The following is a 20,660-nucleotide window of genomic DNA, read 5'->3' as shown; positions in this document are numbered from 1 at the left end:
TTTAGGATACTCCCAACCCTCTAGTAGAATGGTTCCGAAATTTTACTGTTTCCTTTAAGGAGCTTTATTTGTAAAATAAGATTGCGATATAAATCGTCTTCGTAATCTTTCGTTGCAAAAGTTTCGATGAAGTGCTGAATTTTACAACAAAGATGCAGGTTAATATATTAAAAGACAATTAAGTTTTTAGCACCGCCAACGATGAAACCTGCTAACCCCGCTTTTATCAATGGTTACTTAATTGGAAGGTTGTTTAAAGAAGTGCAAATTACTCCAACATTTAGACCGCAAAGAGCGGATTTTGTTCGCATATCATAGTTGCTCTATTTTCCCTATTATTGTTGCAATGCCAATGCCAGAAAGGTTTATAGAAATTTTACTCACGAGTGCAATTGCAAATTTATCTATCCTATTTGGAATCATAACTCCATGACCTCAGCAGCTGAATTACCAGCTAGTACTGGTACAAATTTGACGACACATGAAACTGTGAAAAGCACCCAAATGCTCGATCCCCTGAGACAAGCTACGGGAGTTTACGTAACGGTTCATGGGCATTTTTACCAACCACCACGGGAAAACCCATATTTGGACGCAATTGAGCGTCAACCTGGTGCGGCACCTTTTCATGATTGGAACGAACGCATTCACTCCGAATGCTATCGTCCCAATGCCTTTGCTAGGGTGTTAAATGACCGAGGCGAGTTGGTGGGGATCGTTAACAACTATGAGTATTTGAGCTTTAACATTGGGCCAACGCTGATGTCATGGTTGGAACGGCACGATGTGGAGGTTTGCCAACGTATCTTGGAGGCAGATCGCAAGAGTTGCGAAAGGTTGAACGGGCATGGCAATGCGATCGCGCAAGTATACAACCACATCATCATGCCCCTAGCTAACGAACGCGACAAATATACCCAAATTCGCTGGGGCAAAGAAGACTTCCGATCCCGCTTTGGGCGCGATCCCGAAGGTATGTGGCTGGCAGAAACGGCTGTAGATTACGCAACCTTAAAAGCTTTAGTTGACGAAGGCATTCGCTTTATTGTACTGGCTCCATCGCAAGCACAACGCTGTCGTCTCATGCCAACACAAGATAATCCCAACCCACAATGGCATGAAGTCGGTGGCAGTCAAATCGATCCCACACGCCCGTATCGGTGTTTTCTCAAAGGGGACTGGGGACTGGGTACTGGGGACTTGGTGCAACGCAACCTCAATTCCCAATTCCCAATCGCCGATCCCCAATCGCCAATCCCCGATCCCCAATCCCTCCCCTACATAGATATCTTCTTCTATGACGGTCCGATCTCGCGAGATATGGGATTTAGTGATGTCCTTTATAATTCAAGCCATTTGGCAGGACGAATCGGTTCGGCAGTACGCGGGGATCGCCGAACAGCACAGTTAATTTCTGTTGCTACAGATGGGGAAACCTTTGGACATCATAAAGGCGGTACTGAGAAAACATTAGCCTATGCATTTACACAAGAATTTACTCATAGAGGTTGGACTGTCACAAACTTTGCCCACTACCTCAGTCTGAATTCTCCCTCTTGGGAAGTAGAACTCAAGCCTATCACGGCATGGAGTTGTGCTCACGGAGTGGATAGATGGCAAGATGACTGCGGTTGCGGTGGTGGTGGAACGTGGCACCAAAAATGGCGTCGTCCTTTAAGAAATGCTCTGGATTGGTTGCGCGATCGCTTAATCCAGGTGTATGAAGAACATGGCAGGCTATTGCTCCGCGATCCCTGGTGTGCAAGAGACGAATATATAGAAGTTATTCGCGATCGTACTCCCGAAAATGTCACTCGTTTTCTAGCTCGTCACCAAAACCACAAATTGACAGCCGCCGAACAAGTAGATGCCTTACGCTTGTTAGAAATGCAGCGTCATGCTTTACTCATGTTTACCAGTTGTGGATGGTTCTTTGAAGAAATCTCGCGCCCGGAAGGAACTCAGATCCTTCGTTACGCTGCTCGTGCTCTAGAACTAGCAGGAGATGTAGCAGGCGTACAATTAGAAAAAGGGTTCATCAAACGTTTGACTACAGCAATAAGTAACGTTGAGTTCTTTAAACATGGTGCTGAAGTTTACCGTCAACTCGTGCTGACAGCCCAAATCAGCTTTAAACAAGTTGCAGCCCACCACGTCATTACTTCATTATTCAACGGTCAGCGATCGAGCTTAAGTGAAAGATTGCCTTCAAACAGCGATCGAACTTCAGCAGCAAGTGTTTTCCAAAAGAGAGCTTATTGCTACACAGTCAACGAACTCGATTACCAACTCCAAAGAATGGGATCGCTGACTTTGGCTGTGGGGAATTTGAACTTAGTTTCTGAAATCACCTGGGAAAGCGAGCATCTGGTATTTGCAGTTCTTCATCTTGGAGGCTGGGATTTCCATTGTTGCATTCAACCTTTCCAAGGACGCCGTAGTTACAGCCAGTTGAAAGACAAACTGTTTGGCGCACTGCAACAAGCGAGTGCAGCACATACAATTTTGGCAATGATGCAATTGTTCGGTGAAGAAGCATTCAACTTACAGAATTTATTTACCGAAGAACGCCACCGACTCATGCACTTATTAAGTCAGGAAACCCTGACACGATTGGATCAACTCTACACACAAACATACAGGGATAATTACGGTGTCTTAATGGCATTCCATCGCGATGGAGTTCCCGCACCACAGGAGTTGCAGGTAGCAGCAGAGATATCCTTGGGGTATCGGTGTATGATGACCTTGCGTGCATTAGAGCAAGATATATCAGAACCGACATCCACTTGGAACCATATTTTAGAGTTAGAAGCAATTGCCACAGAAGCCAAACACATACATTGTCGGTTAAATATTCCTGAAGGCAAGCAGATGTTAGAGCAAATAGTACTCCATTCTCTCTGGCAGCTACTATACGATCCCAGTGGAACTTCAGATGCAGATATCCAACGCTTGGAACGTTTGATAGATGCGGCCTATCAGCTTAACCTTAGTGTGTGCCTTGAACGATCCCAGGAACTATACTTCAACCGTTTGCACAATCAAATTTTGCCTCAGATGGGAACTAAAATGGCAAATCGAGAAAATGAAACTTACAGCCATCAGTTGTTGAAATTGGGGCAAAAGTTGGCAGTTGATGTTAGCCATTGGTTGCAGTAAACAGTGACCAGTGACCCTCCGGGTTCGCCAGGTCCCTACGGCGGGAAACCCGCCTGCAGGACTGGACTCACCAGTGACCAGTGACCAGTAGTGGTCATTGGGCATTGGTTGTAAGTTATTCTTCCTTGTCTCCCTTATCTCCCTTGCCCCTTGCTACTGATAATCCGCTGCCATCCAATATACGTTATCGATCGCCTGCTCTAATTGATTGTTTGTAAAAGTTTGTTCAACTTCAATTTCATCTGACCAAAAATCTAACGAAACTTTTATCTCTATATTTTCCAAGCTTTTTTTGTCTTCAATAGATAGGGTATTATGTGCATCCTCATCCTCAAGCATAGAAAGCTCCTTTCTCTTCATAGGAGAAAAATTTATGATGACTGTGATTTCTAGTTTGCCTTTCTGCTTACAGTTCTTATTTGGAATCAAAAGTTCGCATTTGACTCCTTGCTTGAGGACAAAATTCCACTCCACTCGATTAAATATGCCCTGCACATTTTTCTGTTTAAAGTATTTTTTAATAAATGAATTTTTGCAAGATAAATTCAGATCGTTACCTTTTGGTTCAAAATTTTCAATTATACAATTAATAATTTGACTGGGATTAAATATTCTATTTTCTAAAAGAATGATTTCTTCTGTTCCTTCCAATTGTTTAAATTTATTGTTTAGCATATTGAGATGACCCTCCTATTTTTTACTTGTAACATTCTCATCGCTATTAAAAACTCAAAAATTATCATATGAATGAAAATGTGAGAATGACAATTAATCATTACATTAAAACATTTGAAAAAGCTAGACTATAGATAATAAGACATTATTATCATTCTCTTCATGTAGCTTTATTTTTTCTTTTATGTTAGACATTTTTCTATGCTTTGAACTTTATTCTCAAGTCGAAGAAAGAGAATAAGTGAAAAGACACAGATAGTCTAATGTACATTATGTCTTTGCATATTGTGTGTATTAAAGCCTACAATTTCCTAGATTTAAATGCACCATTTGACTCCCATAAACCATTTTCAGAAAAGAGCGGATTGACTTTTTCTGATTGTAATTGTTCAATAGAAGGTAATAGACAATCATACAATTGTACCGACTGTATGCATTCATTAATTGTAGTAACGGCTGAGTTATAAGTTGCTATCTTTTGTCTAAGAACATTTAATAAATGTCGTACTTTTACCATACTTTCACAATTATAGGTTTGGGATGTTTGTAATAAAGTCTGACGAAACTGATATATGGAAAAAATCCCTTCATTATAAAATCTAGGGCTTTCTCGCACGAAACGATCGCACTCTACTCTAGCCACACTCACTAAAGCATGAGTGACTTCTTTGAAAACGCGATCGCGAATTCCTGGCTTTTCTCGTATTGTTTCCAATAGTTCTGTTTCTTCCTTGGTCATATCACCAGCCGACGCAGGTTTTAACACGCAAATCACCGCTGAAGTATCAGAAGATCGAATTCTAGCATATGTTAAATGTGAATCTTTCTCAACCGGGGCATCAATACCTAGAGTATCGATAATGACACTACTTTGAATCGATCCTACATTGTAGGAATCTAAAAATGGCTCTTGTTGTATAAGTTGTAATATAAACTCTACTTGCTCCTGCAAATTTTTGCATTAAAGCGGTAACCCTTGCATATTCAGCATCCTGAAAGTATAAAAATATTCTTTCAGTACATTTTATAGAAAACAAGTGCCTATTTGCATCAGCAAATACACTAGGTTCTTTTTCTAAACTGTTACCATAATTTTGATAAAAATCGCATAATATAGCGCTTTTTAATTGGGTGCAATACATAAAAAAGTTATGGAACCGCAGCCTGTAGCAGCCCGTAGCAGATAAATTTGTACTTCATTCAAGTGAAAATTGCTATAATACAGGTTTCTTATTTGATTTGTAAAATACAAGTAGACTTTACAAATATCCTCATTATAGATTGATTAGACGTGAAAATATTTCCTCTTCGGCTAAAACCAGATGAAGATTTAAAACAAAGCTTAAAAAACTTTGCTAGTCAAGAAGGCATTAAAGCAGGGTTTGTTGTGACTTCCATTGGAAGTCTAAAACAAGCAAAAATTCGCTTTGCTAACCAAGAAAACAGCACGCTCTTAACTGACAAATTTGAAATTCTTGCCCTCAATGGAACAATAGCAACCACTGGAGTACATCTGCACATTACCATCTCCGACCAACAAGGAAACACTATTGGCGGACATCTTGACTTTGGATGTATTATCTACACAACTGCTGAGATAATTATTGGTATTAGTGAAGAATATGCTTTTCTAAGAACACTGGACGAGCAAACAGGCTACTACGAATTAGAAATTATCAGAAAAACAACTGAAAACTTCGATATAAAGCAGAGTGTACGCAGAAGTTACAAGGGGAGGGCTAGGGTGGAGTAAAACTGATGCTAAGATCTGAGTCTATTAATCTCTACAATTTATATTTCTCCAAACTGCAGGCAAAACCTCTACCTCCAAAACTTTTTCCTCACCTTCCTCCGTATTTTGAAACAACACTGTAAAAGCACCTGCACCCAATCCATCTTGAGGAAACATCCGGTAACAAGGCAAATTCGTTAAATTGGACTGATAGCCCTCTAAATGCTTCGCTTCTACAGCTTTGAATTGAGGAAATCTTTGTAAAAACCACTCACAAACTTCCTCATTTTCTTCGGGAGAGTAAGTACAAGTCATATAAGCAAGATACCCTTGAGGGGCAACGATCTGACCAGAATTTGCTATAATTCTTTTCTGTCTGTTAGCACTTTTATTAATAGCAGTTGGATGAAAACAACCTGGTGCTTTTTCTCCTTTCGCAAGTAAAGATTGCCCGGTACAAGGAGCATCGACCATAACTAGATCGCACGATAAAGGGATCGTATCAGCAAAAAAACTTGGATCTTTACTTGCGACAAGAGAAGGTTCAATTTGACAGCGTTTCAGATTAGAAATTAGCATTCCCAACCGTTTGCCAATGACTTCATTAGCAATCAGTAAATCCGGTTGCAGATTTTTCCAAGCAAAGACACTCTTTCCTCCCGGTGCAGCACACATATCAAAAACTTTATTGACAGGTTGAGGAATCGCTAACAATATAGAAGCTGCAAAGACGGAAGAAAAATCTAAACAGTAAAAATACCCTTGTTCGTGTAAGGAATGTTGTCCGGGTTTTTCTCCTAAAGACAAACGGTCTATAAATTTTGGTTGCCAAGGTGTTGCTACTTCAGTAGAAAAAGGATTGGATTCCGGTTTTTCTTTACACCAAAGAATACAAGGATTAAAAGGTTGTGGATGTGTTAAAGCTTCAACAAATTTTTCTCGCTCGTCTAAATTAGTAAATAAATGTCGTGACAGTTTGAGTAATAAATTAGAATAGTTTTTCATAATTTAAGGTGGGGAGCATCTCAATTTGGAAAAACACCAGGTGATTGAAAATCACGGCTACACAAACAAAGCCTGCCTACGCAGGCTATGCATTAGTCCGCGAAGGCGGTGAGTCCAGTCCTGTAGGCGGGTTTCCCGCCGTAGGGAACTGGCGAACCCGGAGGGACTTTGGTTTGTATAGCCCCAGAATTTATTCTGGGGGCAATGCCCACCCTACTAGTTATATAAGATGCACAACCTATAAGAAGTTTTTATAATGAACCTAAGTCAGGCAGCGCAACCTGACTCGGCTTTGTATCAGCGATTTACATCACTTTTCATGCCGATGTTGCCATGCTACACCAACAGCCGCACCTGCTCCAGCTATTAAGCCAGTTGCCATTCCCTCTATAGTTTTAACTCCAGGGTCTTGAGTTATGCATTCGCTGGTGACGGTGTTAGCTTGCAAGCACATATTGGTTTCCGCCCAAGCTGATGTGCCACCTACAATGACACCAGCTACACTACAGGAAACAACAAGAAGAAGAAGGCGTTTAGTTTTTATGTCTTTCGGCTGTTGCATAAAATTCGGTAAATTGTTAGTCGCTCAAAACTACTTTACACATCATTATCGTTTTTGTCAGTAGTTTTGACCCCACAATATCCAGTTATCTAAAATACCGTGGAAAAATTTACCTCTATTTGTTGCTTTCTGCTCATTCTAGGCGGAGATTAATAGGTATACGAGCATAAATACCTAGAGAATCATTCATTTTTTGTACGATCGCCAGTTCTTTTTGGAGTTTTTCAAATTCTTCCATCAATGGATCTGGAGCTTTAAGTTTCATTTTGTCTATTCCCAGAATAGAACTTATCTCCTGCGTCGTCCGCCCAAACAAACGCTCCTCAAGAGTTCCCAATCGAGGATATTCCTTCACCTCCCAATTGTTTCCCAAACCAGCGGCTGTTGCCGCATATTTAATAGCAGCATCCAAACCCCCAATCTCATCTATCAAACCTATTTTCTTGGCTGCAACACCCGACCAAACTCGTCCTTGAGCAATCTCCACCACCTTTTGTTCTGACAATTTCCGACCTTGTGCGACTTTATTGATAAATACGCTGTAAATGCGGTTCACATTGCGCTGATATATAGCCAGTTCTTCTGAAGATTTGGGACGAGCTACTGTTTGAACATCAGCGTACTTCCCTGTTTTCACTGAATCCCAGGTAATTCCATTATCATTTGCTAATTTTTGAGCATTGATCAGCACTCCAAATACACCAATAGAACCTGTGATGGTGTTGGGTTCCGCAAAAATCCGTTTGGAGTCAGTGGCGATCCAATAGCCACCGGAAGCAGCAATGTCACCCATCGACACGATAACAGGCTTCTGTTGATGAGTCAACCGCACTTCTCTTTGCATCACTTCAGAGGCGGTAGCGCTTCCACCTGGGCTGTTAATTCGTAGCACAACAGCTTTAACATCTTTATCTTGGCGCAACTGACGGAAGATTTTGGCAAAGCGATCGCCACCTATTTCTCCACTTTCACCTTGACCTTCGACTATTTCGCCTTCAGCATAGACAACCGCAATTTTGTTTTTCGATTCGCGTTCTACGCCTAAAGATTTGCCTGGAACTTCTGCATACTCATCAATGTCAATTTGGCGGAATGTTTTTTCATCTTTACCGCTATCAGTTAACTTTTTCAGGTCTGAAACCACTTCATCAAAATAAGCTATCTTATCTACCAAACGATTAGCTTTTGCTTGCTCTGCCAATAACAACGCTTGATTATCAACGATATTTTGTAATTGAGAAGCAGGTATTTTACGACTCGACCCTACTACTGTTCGCCATTCTGTCCAAACATCATTCAATAGAGTTTGGATTTGCTGACGATTTTCTGGGCTTAGCTTTGTAAGAACATATGGTTCAACTGCTCCCTTAAACTTACCGACTCGCACGACTTGAACGCCAACACCATACTTTTGCAATGCTCCTGCAAAAAACACGGGTTGTGTACTCAAACCATTAACTTCCATCGCTCCCAAGGGGTTAACCACAATGTTATCTGCCACCGAACTCAGGTAATACTCCCTTTCTCCCCAATCCGAGCCATAGGCGACAATCTTTTTACCAGAGGCGCGGAATTTCTGTAGTTCTTGGCGGATTTCTTTAAGAGTGGCAAAACCTGAAACACTGGCTTGTGATGCGCGACTGCCATCTAGATATATCCCAACAATGCGCTTGTCCAGACGTGCTTTTTCCAAAGCGTCCAGAACGCTACGAAGAGACATCCTATTGATTTCCTCACCCGATAATGCTTTCTCCAGCAATTCGCTCGTGCTAGGTTCGCCATCGGTAATGTTCATAGACAAGTCAAAAACTAACACTGACTTATCTTTTACTAGAGGACCAACATCTTTAGAGGAGGCAGCAGCAAATAGCAGCAAGAGTAGCCCGGTGGTACCCAAACCTAAAAAGATAAATAACCCCAAGAGGCTGCCAACTAAACTGGCAAAAGTTTGTTTGAGAAAATTACGCATTTTAGTTAATGGTCATTGGTCGTTGGTCATTAGTCATTGGTCATTTGTATATATTTATCTTCTTCCGCAAGAAGCAAAGCGCTGTATTCGTTCTTATTCAGCGTTGGGTTGTTGACCTTATGCGTTGTAAACTCTCGGAAGACCTTAGTTCATCTAGTGTAGCGTTGCCAGTACAAAATAGCACGGTCATTATTTCAGCAATGAGGACTTCTGCTAGTTCCCGAACAGCTACCTGAGAAACAGATGCAGCTTGTAGAAACGGCATCGCCAATCCTGCAATATCTGCCCCTAAAGCCAGTGCTTTTGCTACATCCAATCCATGACGCAATCCTCCCGACGCAATTAAGGGAACATGAGGTGCGATCGCACGAATACTGGTAATACATTCTGCAGTAGGCAAACCCCAATCGGCAAATGTGTTTCCTAATCGTCGTTGTAAAGCATTTTCTGCCCGTTCGCTTTCCACTTTTGCCCAAGAAGTTCCGCCTGCTCCTGCTACGTCAATTGCTTTCACCCCTGCCTCAATCAGCTTTTGTGCCATTTTATCTGAAATGCCGTTGCCAACTTCCTTGACAATAACTGGTACGGCTAAATCAATGCACAATTTATGAATTTTTTCAATTAATCCTTGAAAATTTTTATCACCTCTTGGTTGAATGCACTCCTGTAAGGGGTTTAAGTGCAAAATCAAGGCATCAGCTTCCAAAATATCAATTATTTTTATACATTCATCTAAACCATAATTGTAGTTCAGTTGCACTGCACCCAAATTAGCTAACAGAAGAACATCAGGAGCATACTTCCGAATTGCAAAAGTTTCAGCAACTTGAGGTTTTTCCACGGCTACCCGTTGAGAACCCACGCCCATCGCAAATTTATAGTGCTGAGCAACTTCCGCAAGACGACGATTGATAACTCCCGCCTGTTCTGTTCCGCCTGTCATGGAAGAAATCAGCACGGGCGCACCAAGTTGTTTGCCTAAAAACTGAGTTCTGATGTCAATTTCGTCAATATTTATTTCTGGCAAGCAGCAATGAGTGAAGCGGTAGTGTTCCAACCCATTAGTCGTTTGATTAAATTGAACATCTTGTTCTAAGCAAATACGGATGTGATCTGCTTTGCGGGACTGTGTTGCTGCCGAAGCGCTTGTTTGAGAGTTCACGAGTGATGTGACTTGTGGTAATAACTGCACTCCTATTCTCTCAGTCTTACTCTCGAACTGCCAAAAAATTACTTAATTTCATTATCAAAAGCATCAAACCTACTTGCAATATTCAGCAAACTATTATATTGTTTTAACTTGTTTGATATTCTGCGTACAGAATTAAATCAAAGCTCTGAACGCTTTCAAAACGAGTACAATAACTAAGTACTGCATTGGGTGCAAACAGTGTGGATGTGTTCCTAATCGATAAAACTGTTTGGTTGTCATCAGGGGGTTAAGGGTTAGACACAATCGGTTGTCAAAACCCAAGGCAAGTAATCTATTAAACAGCATCAACAACGGGTGCAATAAGCTGGGTACGGCTAGCGCCGAAGCGATCGCGCTAGGCTAGAGAGATTACATTGTCCAGAAAAGCATCTTTCTCAAATCTTTAATTAAACTGAGAGGAAAGTATCTCTATGTTTCCATTGAGATTTGCAGTTCTGTTTGCCAAAAAATTCGTTAATGGTAGAATAATAGGCTGTTTGTTTGATAACCTTTGATACTGAATTCGTTTTTATAACCCCTCTTACCTGAGCGATTGAATATCGCGGCTATACAATCGAGGGTATGTAAGACGCGGATTAAACTGCTATTCTTTCGCGTTTCTATAGAAAATTTGCATACCTGGCTTCTGTTTGTACTTACAGCAGTTTCCATCTGAATGAACCCTACCGTTTGTAAGGACGCGGCGGTCTTGCGCCCCGACTCTCTATTCCCACTCACACATCAAGATTATGAATGTTAGTCTTTTTTGGATTAGCACGCTTGTTCTGCCTATGTTTGCATCTATTACATCTATTAGTATGTCTAACTTTGCAACAGCACAACAGGCTCCAATCGCTCCTCAACAAAGGACACAGACAATACCGCAAAAGATTTGTTCTTTCGATGTTGTTGATAAGTTGTTACCTTCCACAAGTGAAAAAAGTAACTCTTTGCTTTCTTATCTCGCACAGCAAGGTTTTACACAAACTCAAGATGGTTCATGGGTTTGTTACGTCAGCGATCCTCGAAAATCGGGACGTTATTACACTCTGTTCAAGGTTCAGCAGATCGATAAAAGACTTGTAGCAAGTTCTTTTTTAGAAAACAATCGCATGATTGAAGAACAAAACAACCGCAGTTTGGACTTATTTCTCATGCTGATTCAAAATCACACAAGCACAAATTCGACGAACTTAAATAACATACGGGAATACATCGAAACCTTTATTACACTTGTCAAGCAAGAGAAGATAAAACCTTCAGAACGAGGTTATCTCTTTAATCAACCAAGTCGTGCATTTGTTTTTTACAACCGTCTTAGCCAAGGACAAATTAAAGGAACAGCAATTACGATTAATCTCGAGCTAAGGACTAATTCCTAATTACGAATTAATTTGGAGGTGGAGTTTGTTGAAGCCATTGGAAAAAAAGATTGCAATAGTATTTGTTTGTTTTGCGTCAGTACTTATGTCCGAGCGAGAAGCCTTTGCTCAGCTAAACCTTGGACGCTATGGAGTCCAACGAGGATTAGAAACAAATTATCTCCAATATCAGATTTCAGGACAAAAATTGAGCCAAATGCGAGGTATTCCTGCATGTGCGATCGGATACGGTCTCAACTGTAATAAAACGGCAGCAGTCATTGAGGAATTATTAGCAGATAGAAGAGGAATTAAATATCAAGACTTGTTGGTCAAAGCAGCTGGAGGAGAAGAAAACCTCCGCAAATTTGCTGCTTTTTACAACAACGATCGCAATCTTGCTCAAACTCCGTATGCATCATTTTGGCAAGATGACAATCCCCAAATCGTCGATGGATATCGATATCTTCTTGGGGGAACAGTGAAACAATCTCCCGTCTCAGGTTTAGGGCTTGTCACTAAAAATTTTTATTGGAGTCCACTGCAAGGATCTGGTAATTCACTCGATCTTCGTAGTGGATTGTTGAACTTGAAATATTCTTTTGGACGATTGCTGTATGAGGAGATGGCAAAAATCCCCAACATTGAGCAGCAGGTGCAATCTCTGAGTTTGCCACAGGAAATGACCCAATTTTATTTGGAGAAAATATCCATAGCAAAAAAGGCATTAAGCACAGGTAATAAACAACTACTTGAAAATAGTATTCTCAATGTACTCTCCGTTCCATTCCATACGGCAAGTACGCAATTTGGACGCCCAAATCTTGGGATTCCTCCAGAGTTCGACCAACTGACTGGTCAAGGTCTCTCCCCAGAGGTTTTTGTAGGAGTCAATCCAGTCTTCTTAGCTCCAGATGCGATCGCTCTTGATGTGGAGCCTTCTACAATTCCAGAAAGTACAATCCCAGAAAATACAGTTCCAGATAGTGCTGTTGTCCAACAAAGTTCTGGTAACTCCTCAACAGGTTGGTGGATTGGAGGTGGGGGGCTTGTTTTATTACTCCTTCTGTTATCTTTGGGTGGTGGAGGTGGAGATAGCAATCGCGCTTTCGGTCAACCACCATTAACTGTAGGAACAGCACCACCCGATACAGCTCCTCCAACAACCCCCAGTGGATGCGGTTTACCTGGAAACTCCAATCAAGTAACTGAGATTCCTTGTACTCCAGGTGTTGTCTACCCTCCAGGGAAAGTAGAAAGAGTCCCAGAACCATCAGCGATCGCGCCTTATTTGTTGCTGTTGATTGTCTTGTTTTTGAGTTCTGATGTTTGCAGGAAGCAAGTTCGTTGGTAGGGGCGCGGCGACCTTGCGCCCGTACAGTAGTTAGTAGTCAAACTAATAACCTGATAACTTGCCCTAGTGAACCTAATTCTTGTGGGACGGGCGTTAATTCTTGTGGGACGGGCGTCCTCGCCCGTCTAATTTTGCTCAAAGTTACGGCATAACTCTTCTTGGCATTTTGGCAATTTTTTTTTTGTAGGCTCATCACAATAAGGACTTAAGTTAAGCTGTCATGCTTTTCATCTATCGTATTGCGAACTCAGATCGCAATACATAGGCTTGGAATCTCTGTCTAAATACGTAAATCCTTCTTAATTTTGTATGAGCACTCATCAACCACTATTGAGCATTGGATTACCTGTATACAATGGCGAGAAATTTATCAAAGAAGCCCTCGATTCACTTTTAGCTCAGACGTTTGAAGATTTTGAGTTAATTATTTCAGATAATGCATCCACAGATGGTACTGAGGAAATTTGTAGAACATACGCCGAGCGAGACAAGCGTATCCGTTACTATCGCAACGAAAAGAATATTGGCTGTGCTTGCAACTTCAATCGTGTTTTTGAATTGTCTTCAGGTAAGTACTTTAAGTGGGCAGCTCATGACGATCTACATAGTCCGGATTTTCTTTTAAAATGTATTGAAGTACTTGAAAAAGACCCCACTGTAGTCCTTTGCCACTCTCAGGTATATTTTATTGATGAATATGGGGAGTTTTTAAAGTACTACGATATTCATCTCAAAACAGATTCGCCAAAACCGCATAAGCGTTTTCATGAACTGCTGGTTAAACATTTATGCTATCAGTGTTACGGAGTGATTCGTGCGAGTGCTCTTAAAAAGATACGGTTAATGGGTAGTTATGGCGCTGCTGATGCCATTTTTTTGTTACGACTTGGTTTAGTGGGTAGGTTTTATGAAATTCCCGACTACCTATTCTTTGCTAGAAAACACTCGCAACAATCTTTAAGTATGTTTTTCCCAAACTATCTGTCTGCAACTAACAATACGCAAAAAAAATCATTGAGGCAATTGCCAGATTTTTATGCATATGCGGTATGGTTTGATTCAGCAAACACGGGAAAAATTTTATTTCCACATTGGAGAATATTCTGGGAATATTCTCTTTCTATTTGGCTAGTCGAATTAAATGTTTATGAACGATTGTTTTGTGCTTTCAGCATTTATAAACAATTGAAAGGAACCGAACATCTTTTAATGAAAGATTTGTTTGTGGCTGCAAAAATGTTTTGGCAAAAGTTGTCTCCAAAATTATACAGGTTGACTTAACACTCATCCTTCAATTTACTCTTTTGGTTGTGGAATCCACAATCGAGGGGCTTGGGGCTTTTCTATCAACTCATTCCACAGACGCTCATAACTATCTACCATGTGCTTAACGGTGAAGTGACGCCGTGCTTTGTCTTGTCCTTGCTGACCAAATCGCAAGCGCAAGTCGCTATCTTCTTTTAAGCGCCGCAATGCAATAGCAAGCCCTTCTACATCATCTTTATCCACAAGCAACCCGGTTTCGCCATCAGTGACTGCTTCTGGAATACTACCCACATACGTTGCAACTACAGGAAGGGCTGCTAGCATTGCTTCAACAATTGCTAATGGAAAACCTTCAGACCGAGAGGGCATGGCAAAAATGTCAAATTGTGGTAACCAGGTATAAGGATTCTCTACCCATCCTGGAAACTCAACGCGATCGCTTATGCCCAAATCAACCGCAAGTTTCTCTAGCTCTGTACGTTGTCCACCTTCGCCCAGAATCACTACCCGAACTCCTTCGATTTGAGCAATAGCTCTTAGTAGAATATCGTGACCTTTCATCGCATCTAGCCGACCGATGCAACCAATAACTATTTGTTGTCTCGAAGACCCCACTCTCTCCTCTTCACGTGAGGGAGTGGGTTTCTGTGTTATGTCTGGTACGCAATTAGGGATAGAAATTACAGTACGACGACCTAACGCATAAAAGTCCTCCATACGCCTTGCACTTGCTTCACCCACAGCCACATGAGCATCTACTCGCAGTGATAGTGCCCTTGTACGCCACAGCTTAACAGCATCAGTTGTCCGTAGTGGCAACTGGTCAACACGCACTACACGAGCATTTGGCAATGTTAAAGCTGCAAAAAGACCAATGGCACACTCCCAAGGAGTACAAATATTGATATGTACTATATCTGGTTGCAAGCGATGCAGTGCTTGAAGGTGTGCTATTAGAGAATGAATACCTTTTGCAGGTAATATCGCTTGAGAGACTTGCGGTTTATTGCTTGCAATGGCGTCTATGACTAACTGACTGGTACCCATCGCGGTTACTTGAAAATCTGTTGACACGTTAGTGACTAAGTGTTTGAGGCTGATTTCCGCGCCTCCAATTCCAGCAGAATCAGTATAAGTAACTATACGTATCATTTTTTTTGTGGTTGTATAAAGTCTTTTTGACAAATCTATCGCAAGATTGTGTTGAAAGAAAAGCGATCGCTACTAGACTTTCATTGCAACCCCCTATTTTTTATATAAATTTATATGGTAGATATTTACATTGTTAACCTATTTATCATAGGTTTGTTGTTGCTAGTCGTTACCTTACTATCTGGCTGGATTTCACGCTTACCTCTTTCTTTTGCCCTTATCTATCTCTTAGTTGGTATTCTTCTTGGTCCTTACGGCTTTAAGCTTATTCAGTTGCGTCGTGAAGGAGTTTTCAATGCCGAATTGTTGGAACGAATAACAGAATTTGTAGTTATTATCTCTGTATTTAGTTGTGGATTAAAAATTCTGCGTCCCCTTAAAATAGGGGCTTGGGATATTACAGTACGACTCATTGGATTTTTAATGCCAATTTCCATTTTTGGGCTTGCTATTGTCGGAAAAGTTTTTTTAGGTATGGATTGGGGAGAGGCAATTTTACTAGGAGCAATTCTTGCGCCAACCGATCCCGTATTGGCTTCGGAGGTACAATTAACTGATGTCAATGACCAAGATGAATTACGTTTTGGTTTAACATCAGAAGGCGGTTTAAATGATGCTCTAGCTTTTCCTTTTGTTTATTTTGGTATTTATTGGTTAAAAGACAAAAATTGGGAAAACTGGTTTAAACAATGGGTTGCTGTTGATTTAGTTTGGGCGATCGCTGCTGGCATAGCTATGGGTATTCTCGTAGCGAAAGTTATTGTTTGGCTCGATAAAAAAATTGAGAGACAACGCCCTGCTGATGAATTAATGGAGGATTTTATTGCTCTTGGGACTATTTTACTCACGTATTCACTAACAGAATTTATTAATGGCTATGGATTTCTTGCAGTGTTTGTTGCTGGGTTAGTTGTGCAAAGAAGTTATGGAAATTCAGAAAAATCACTCGAACAATTGGAATTTATAGAGCGATTAGAAAAGCTTTTAGAAATCGGCACAATTTTAGTTTTGGGTTCAATTTTGTTATTTAAACCAATGCTGACTTATGCTACCCAATCTTTATTGGTGATAGCTTTACTGTTCTTTGTCATTCGACCGGTAGGTGCTTGGATAAGCACAATTGGTAAACCCTCCGGACACCCACATCATAAGACAATGCATCCAGCAACTCGTTGGTTATTTGGCTGGTTTGGTATTCGAGGTGTAGGCTCTTTATACTATCTTGCCTACGCATATGGTAACGGTTTGGAAAACAGTCTTGGCGAGCAAATCGGTTGGATTGTTTACACTACGATAGTCGCCTCTGCGATATTGCATGGCATTAGTTCCACTCCACTCATGAATTGGCACGAGCAACATCTTTCTCCCGAAGATCGCAATGCTTCACCCCCATCTACAGTGAAGGAATTTGAGTAGGGGCTAGAGGTTAGGGAATAGGGACAATGGGGACAAGGAAGAATTATCAATGCCCCATGCCCATTCGATGCTTATTTGGTTGTGACTCGATCGACTAATTCTTTAGCTTGTTCAAGGATATTGGAATTTGGGTTTTCTTGTTTTTCAGCTTTTAAATTTCTTTCGTAAGTCTTCTCTACGGGTTGTGGGCTATTAGAATCTTTGGCTGCTTGTTCGTAAGCTTTTTGTCTATCTTCTTCTCGCAGCCCAGCCGCTCGATTATATTCATAAGCGCGGTCAATCTTTTCTTCTGGTGTTAGTTGGTTGGCTGGAGATGTTACGGCGTAGCTAGGCTGCTGAGTAAAAAAAAATAAACCTGATAGGCTGATGAAAAGCATCAACCCCAAAACAACAATGCTTTGACGTAATGCTTTATTGACAATGGCTAACAACGTTTGCATATGACTACCCTCTCGATCGTACATTGTAAGCTTTGATTTGCTAAGTGTAAGTATGAACACTTCTAGGCATTTTTAACCCCACAGGAATACTACGTGTCTTAATGCAACTTTGACTTCTGCCAAAAGAAGGGTTGTTTTATTTTGGATTTTGGATTTTGGATTGAGGATTGGGGATTGAGGGATTGGGGATTGAGGGATTGGGGGATTGAGGCTTTTGGCGTCACAACCATTCATGATTAATTTTGATACCTCGGCTTTGCATGGCTTGTTCAAATAAGTTTGTTGGCAATGCTTCTTCCACTGGTGTAACACCTGGTTTTTTCAGTTTCCCATCAAGTAACATTTGAGCAATACTACCCGTACCACAACCAGAAGCAACTGCTGTATTTCCATGCACTAAAGTCGAGCAAAAAACAGCTTCTTTTCCATCTTTGTGCCCGGTAATTTCTGACCGAACTACTACACCAATACCGCTAAAGCGATTGGTTACATCTGTCATGAAGTGACTGACATGGGCTAAAAATTCAATTGCACTTCGCTGCTGCATGACCCATTTGGGAAAAATATGAGCAGTTATCCATGTCATATGATTGTAGAAATCAGGAACTGAGCCAAATTTGGTGACAACAGTTTTGACAGATGGATAAGCATGAGGCAGTGTATAGGTTTCTGGCATATCAAACCAATAAACTCCACTGCGACCGTATGGGTTTGGAAAATCAATGTTTTCGCGCTGGCTGTAAGGTTTTGCTATCTGCCAATTACCATCTATCCAAGCTTCAAAAGGTTTTTGCAAGCCTAAAAAAGTGGTTCGCATTACGGTGATACCAGCACCACCGGAACCAGAGACTAAGTAACTTAAATGAATTTTTTCTGGTTCATCCAATTGTTCAACGCCCTGACGTACCATGCTGTTAGAAATTCCTGGGAAGATACCTGTATTAATTATTGCTGTTACTCCCGCATTGACAGCTGCATCATGATGCTCTAGGGCTTTTCTGGTGAAAGAGCGGTGGTCGCTGACATCAGCATAGTTAACGCCTTCTTCAATACAGATTTTAAGAACGTTGGCATCTCTATAATGAAACGGTCCTGCACAGTGGATAACTATATTAGAAGATGCGATCGCTTTCCTAAGTTTGTCTACATCTGCCAAATCTAAAACCAAATAATGAACTTGCGGATTGGGGCTTCCATTATCTGGGGTACGTCCCGTAATAGTAACTTCTGCCTGTGTATGAGTGAGAATATCCTGGGCAACGCTACTGCCAATCCGTCCGCGTCCTCCAAGAATTAAAACCCGATCTGTCATTGCTCCAGTATTATCCACAGCATTTTTATTACATCTATTTTTATCTATCTTTGTCATCGGTAGCGAGAAAGAGGTCAGAATAATAGGGAGATAGAGAATTTTAATCTTTCTTATCTCCCTATTTGTCTACTCGCGACCAAAAACCGATGCCACAGTGGATTTTACAGATTCTCTTGCATCTTTCAACGTTCGTGCTATCGGGTGGCGGTCGTGTAAGAAAATACGAGCACAATTACGCCCCGGTAATCCTGAAATAGAACCACCTGGATGAGTTCCTGCTCCAGTTAGATATAAATTCTCAATTGGAGTCTTATAATTTGCTATTTCTGGTAGAGGTCGGAAGCATAACATCTGTTCCAAAGTCATGTCGAGATGATAATAATTACCTTTGAAAAATCCCAATCGTTGCGATAGTTCGGCAGGGCTTTCCACATGACGAGCAATAATAGAATGTTTGAGATTGGGTGAATACTCTGCTAGTTTTTCAAGAACTCTATCGGCAACTTTATTTTTCAGTTCGTCAGTCCAACCCGTACTCTTTAACCCCGTGCCTTCCGCACCAGAGATTTGATAGGGAGCAAAAAATTCAATCCATGCTGTATGTTTGCCTGGAGGTGCCATTGAAGGATCGCGTCCAGTGGGCATGACTAAATACATAGATGGGTCTTCATCGGGAATTTTTCCTTGGCTACAATCACTATGAGCTTTCTCAACGTGGTTCACAGAATCTGCAATTAGGATAGAGCCAATTAAGTACTCATCTCTATGTTCGTGATGTTCAAATCGCAGTGGTTCGTTTAAAGCTAAGTCGATTTTCAGGATGCTTTCGTTGTTGTCAACAATCCTGCGATCTAATCTTTCCCGTAAATTTGGGTCAGCGCTATCCACATCGCTAGCTTCCATATGTTGTAAAAACAATCGTTTGGCATCAATGTTGGAGATAACTCCTTTGTTAGCTCGATATTCTTTACCACCTGCGACTCTGACACCAACAGCTTGACCGTTATCAACTAAAACTTTTTCCACTCTTTGGTCGGTGAGGATAACACCACCTTGACTTTTGACTAAATTAACCAAAGCATCTGTTAACGCCCCAGTACCGCCACGGGGTCGTGCTTGACCTGGATGGTGACGCATAACCATCATCATCGCCCCAAAGGACATTGCTTTTTGAGAAGGGGGTGAACTCAATTCGGCAGATAGTCGGGCGAGGGGCGCTTTAATAAATTCGGAATCAAAATACTCGTTAATGTTGTCTTGGGGGCTAGTGAGGACTGTGCGGATAAAATCTAGCGTTTCATTAGGACCTCCTAAGAGGGAAAACAGGTCTTGCAGTTTTTTCAAGTCGTAATTTCCCAAAAGGTCAACTATAGACTTGGGCGGTGCGTTAAAGTAGGGCGTGACGGTGCTGACAAAGCGTTGCCAAAAGTTGACATATTCGCTATATTTTTTGGCATCGCGATCGCTCCAACGGGCAATCTCCGCACAAGTCTTATCAACTGACTTATGAGCTAAGAAATACTTGCCATCAGGATGGGGGCAAAAGACAACTGGGTCACACCAGAGGTACTCCAAACCGTATTTGTGTAGTTCTAATTCTTGAATAACTGGTCCAAGGAAAATAAAGAGGTGATCGATCGCACATGGGTTGAATTTAAAACCAGGAGCTTCTTGGGGTAAGAGTTCTTCAGTTGTGGAACCGCCACCGGGAATAGAACGTGCCTCTAAAAGCAAAACTCTGTAACCAGCTTTAAGTAAGTACCCGGCACAGACCAAACCATTATGACCTGCACCGATAATAACTACGTCATAGGATTCCATAACTGTAACTTTTGGTAGGGATGTTTATTTCCACATGTTAGAAAGGGTGTCATAAATAAGACTCTTTCCCCGGTTTTGACTACAACTAACCTTTAGGTAGAAAAATTATGGATTTCAAATAAATGTTCCAAAATTCCTGTAGTGCGGGCAGGATGCCCGCTATTTATAAATCTTCAAAAATTCCTGTGGTGCGGGCATCCTGCTCGCCATTTATAAATCTTCAAAAATTCCTGTGGTGCGG

The 20,660-nt window shown here is 41.2% G+C and carries 15 protein-coding genes and 1 pseudogene; 6 read left to right on the top strand and 10 right to left on the bottom strand.

Translation table 11 applies throughout. From position 1 onward, the window contains the following. Positions 1-429 precede the first annotated feature (429 nt). Positions 430-3,162, top strand: a complete 2,733-nt coding sequence (locus ACKTT2_RS49910) for a DUF3536 domain-containing protein (protein WP_407900563.1) — start codon at positions 430-432, stop codon at positions 3,160-3,162. Between the two features lie 153 nt (positions 3,163-3,315). Here the strand turns inward: ACKTT2_RS49910 and ACKTT2_RS49905 are convergent, their stop codons facing one another. Further along, entirely contained in the window at positions 3,316-3,837 is a 522-nt protein-coding gene (locus tag ACKTT2_RS49905) for a KGK domain-containing protein (protein ID WP_407900562.1), read from the bottom strand. 670 nt (positions 3,838-4,507) lie between these two features. After that, positions 4,508-4,705: pseudogene (locus ACKTT2_RS49900) on the bottom strand (hypothetical protein); the annotation flags it as partial. Between the two features lie 423 nt (positions 4,706-5,128). Here ACKTT2_RS49900 and ACKTT2_RS49895 point away from each other — a divergent pair. Further along, positions 5,129-5,590 (top strand): PPC domain-containing DNA-binding protein, encoded by a 462-nt coding sequence (locus ACKTT2_RS49895; protein ID WP_407900561.1) that lies wholly within the window; start codon positions 5,129-5,131, stop codon positions 5,588-5,590. Positions 5,591-5,614: 24 nt separating this feature from the next. On the opposite strand, the gene ACKTT2_RS49890 is transcribed toward ACKTT2_RS49895, so the two are convergent. The 4 genes from ACKTT2_RS49890 to fni form a co-directional block, all read right to left on the bottom strand. Then, positions 5,615-6,574 carry an RsmB/NOP family class I SAM-dependent RNA methyltransferase gene (locus tag ACKTT2_RS49890; RefSeq protein ID WP_407900560.1) on the bottom strand — a complete coding sequence of 320 codons (960 nt, stop codon included), beginning with the start codon at positions 6,572-6,574 and terminating at the stop codon, positions 5,615-5,617. Between the two features lie 310 nt (positions 6,575-6,884). After that, entirely contained in the window at positions 6,885-7,136 is a 252-nt protein-coding gene (locus tag ACKTT2_RS49885; protein ID WP_407900559.1) for a hypothetical protein, read from the bottom strand. A gap of 133 nt (positions 7,137-7,269) precedes the next feature. Continuing rightward, on the bottom strand, positions 7,270-9,105 hold the full coding sequence (gene sppA, locus ACKTT2_RS49880; protein WP_407900558.1) for a signal peptide peptidase SppA: 1,836 nt from the start codon (positions 9,103-9,105) through the stop codon (positions 7,270-7,272). Between the two features lie 97 nt (positions 9,106-9,202). After that, positions 9,203-10,267, bottom strand: coding sequence for a type 2 isopentenyl-diphosphate Delta-isomerase (fni, locus tag ACKTT2_RS49875; RefSeq protein WP_407900625.1), 1,065 nt, complete (start codon positions 10,265-10,267; stop codon positions 9,203-9,205). A 779-nt stretch (positions 10,268-11,046) separates the two neighbouring features. Between fni and ACKTT2_RS49870 the strand changes: the two genes are divergently transcribed. From ACKTT2_RS49870 to ACKTT2_RS49860, 3 genes are all read left to right on the top strand, one after another. Beyond that, positions 11,047-11,679, top strand: coding sequence for a hypothetical protein (locus ACKTT2_RS49870; protein WP_407900557.1), 633 nt, complete (start codon positions 11,047-11,049; stop codon positions 11,677-11,679). An 85-nt stretch (positions 11,680-11,764) separates the two neighbouring features. Next, entirely contained in the window at positions 11,765-13,012 is a 1,248-nt protein-coding gene (locus ACKTT2_RS49865; RefSeq protein ID WP_407900556.1) for a hypothetical protein, read from the top strand. Between the two features lie 309 nt (positions 13,013-13,321). Beyond that, complete coding sequence (locus ACKTT2_RS49860) at positions 13,322-14,293, top strand: glycosyltransferase family 2 protein (RefSeq protein ID WP_407900555.1); 972 nt, start codon at positions 13,322-13,324, stop codon at positions 14,291-14,293. Positions 14,294-14,308: 15 nt separating this feature from the next. On the opposite strand, the gene ACKTT2_RS49855 is transcribed toward ACKTT2_RS49860, so the two are convergent. Further along, positions 14,309-15,430: a glycosyltransferase gene (locus ACKTT2_RS49855; RefSeq protein ID WP_407900554.1), complete on the bottom strand. Its 1,122-nt coding sequence runs from the start codon at positions 15,428-15,430 to the stop codon at positions 14,309-14,311. Positions 15,431-15,544: 114 nt separating this feature from the next. On the opposite strand from ACKTT2_RS49855, the gene ACKTT2_RS49850 reads away from it, so the two are divergent. Continuing rightward, on the top strand, positions 15,545-16,846 hold the full coding sequence (locus ACKTT2_RS49850) for a cation:proton antiporter (protein ID WP_407900553.1): 1,302 nt from the start codon (positions 15,545-15,547) through the stop codon (positions 16,844-16,846). Between the two features lie 71 nt (positions 16,847-16,917). Here ACKTT2_RS49850 and ACKTT2_RS49845 read toward each other — a convergent pair whose 3' ends face one another. From ACKTT2_RS49845 to crtO, 3 genes are all read right to left on the bottom strand, one after another. Continuing rightward, positions 16,918-17,286, bottom strand: coding sequence for a hypothetical protein (locus tag ACKTT2_RS49845; RefSeq protein WP_407900552.1), 369 nt, complete (start codon positions 17,284-17,286; stop codon positions 16,918-16,920). Positions 17,287-17,506: 220 nt separating this feature from the next. Continuing rightward, a complete protein-coding gene (locus tag ACKTT2_RS49840; RefSeq protein WP_407900624.1) occupies positions 17,507-18,598 on the bottom strand; it encodes a saccharopine dehydrogenase family protein in 1,092 nt (363 codons plus the stop codon). A 126-nt stretch (positions 18,599-18,724) separates the two neighbouring features. Continuing rightward, positions 18,725-20,419, bottom strand: coding sequence for a beta-carotene ketolase CrtO (crtO, locus tag ACKTT2_RS49835; RefSeq protein ID WP_407900551.1), 1,695 nt, complete (start codon positions 20,417-20,419; stop codon positions 18,725-18,727). Positions 20,420-20,660: the final 241 nt, after the last annotated feature.

It is taken from the genome of Scytonema hankhaensis NUACC26, assembly GCF_045865695.1.
Lineage (GTDB): Bacteria > Cyanobacteriota > Cyanobacteriia > Cyanobacteriales > Nostocaceae > Scytonema.
This window is presented reverse-complemented; position numbering and strand designations above follow the sequence as displayed.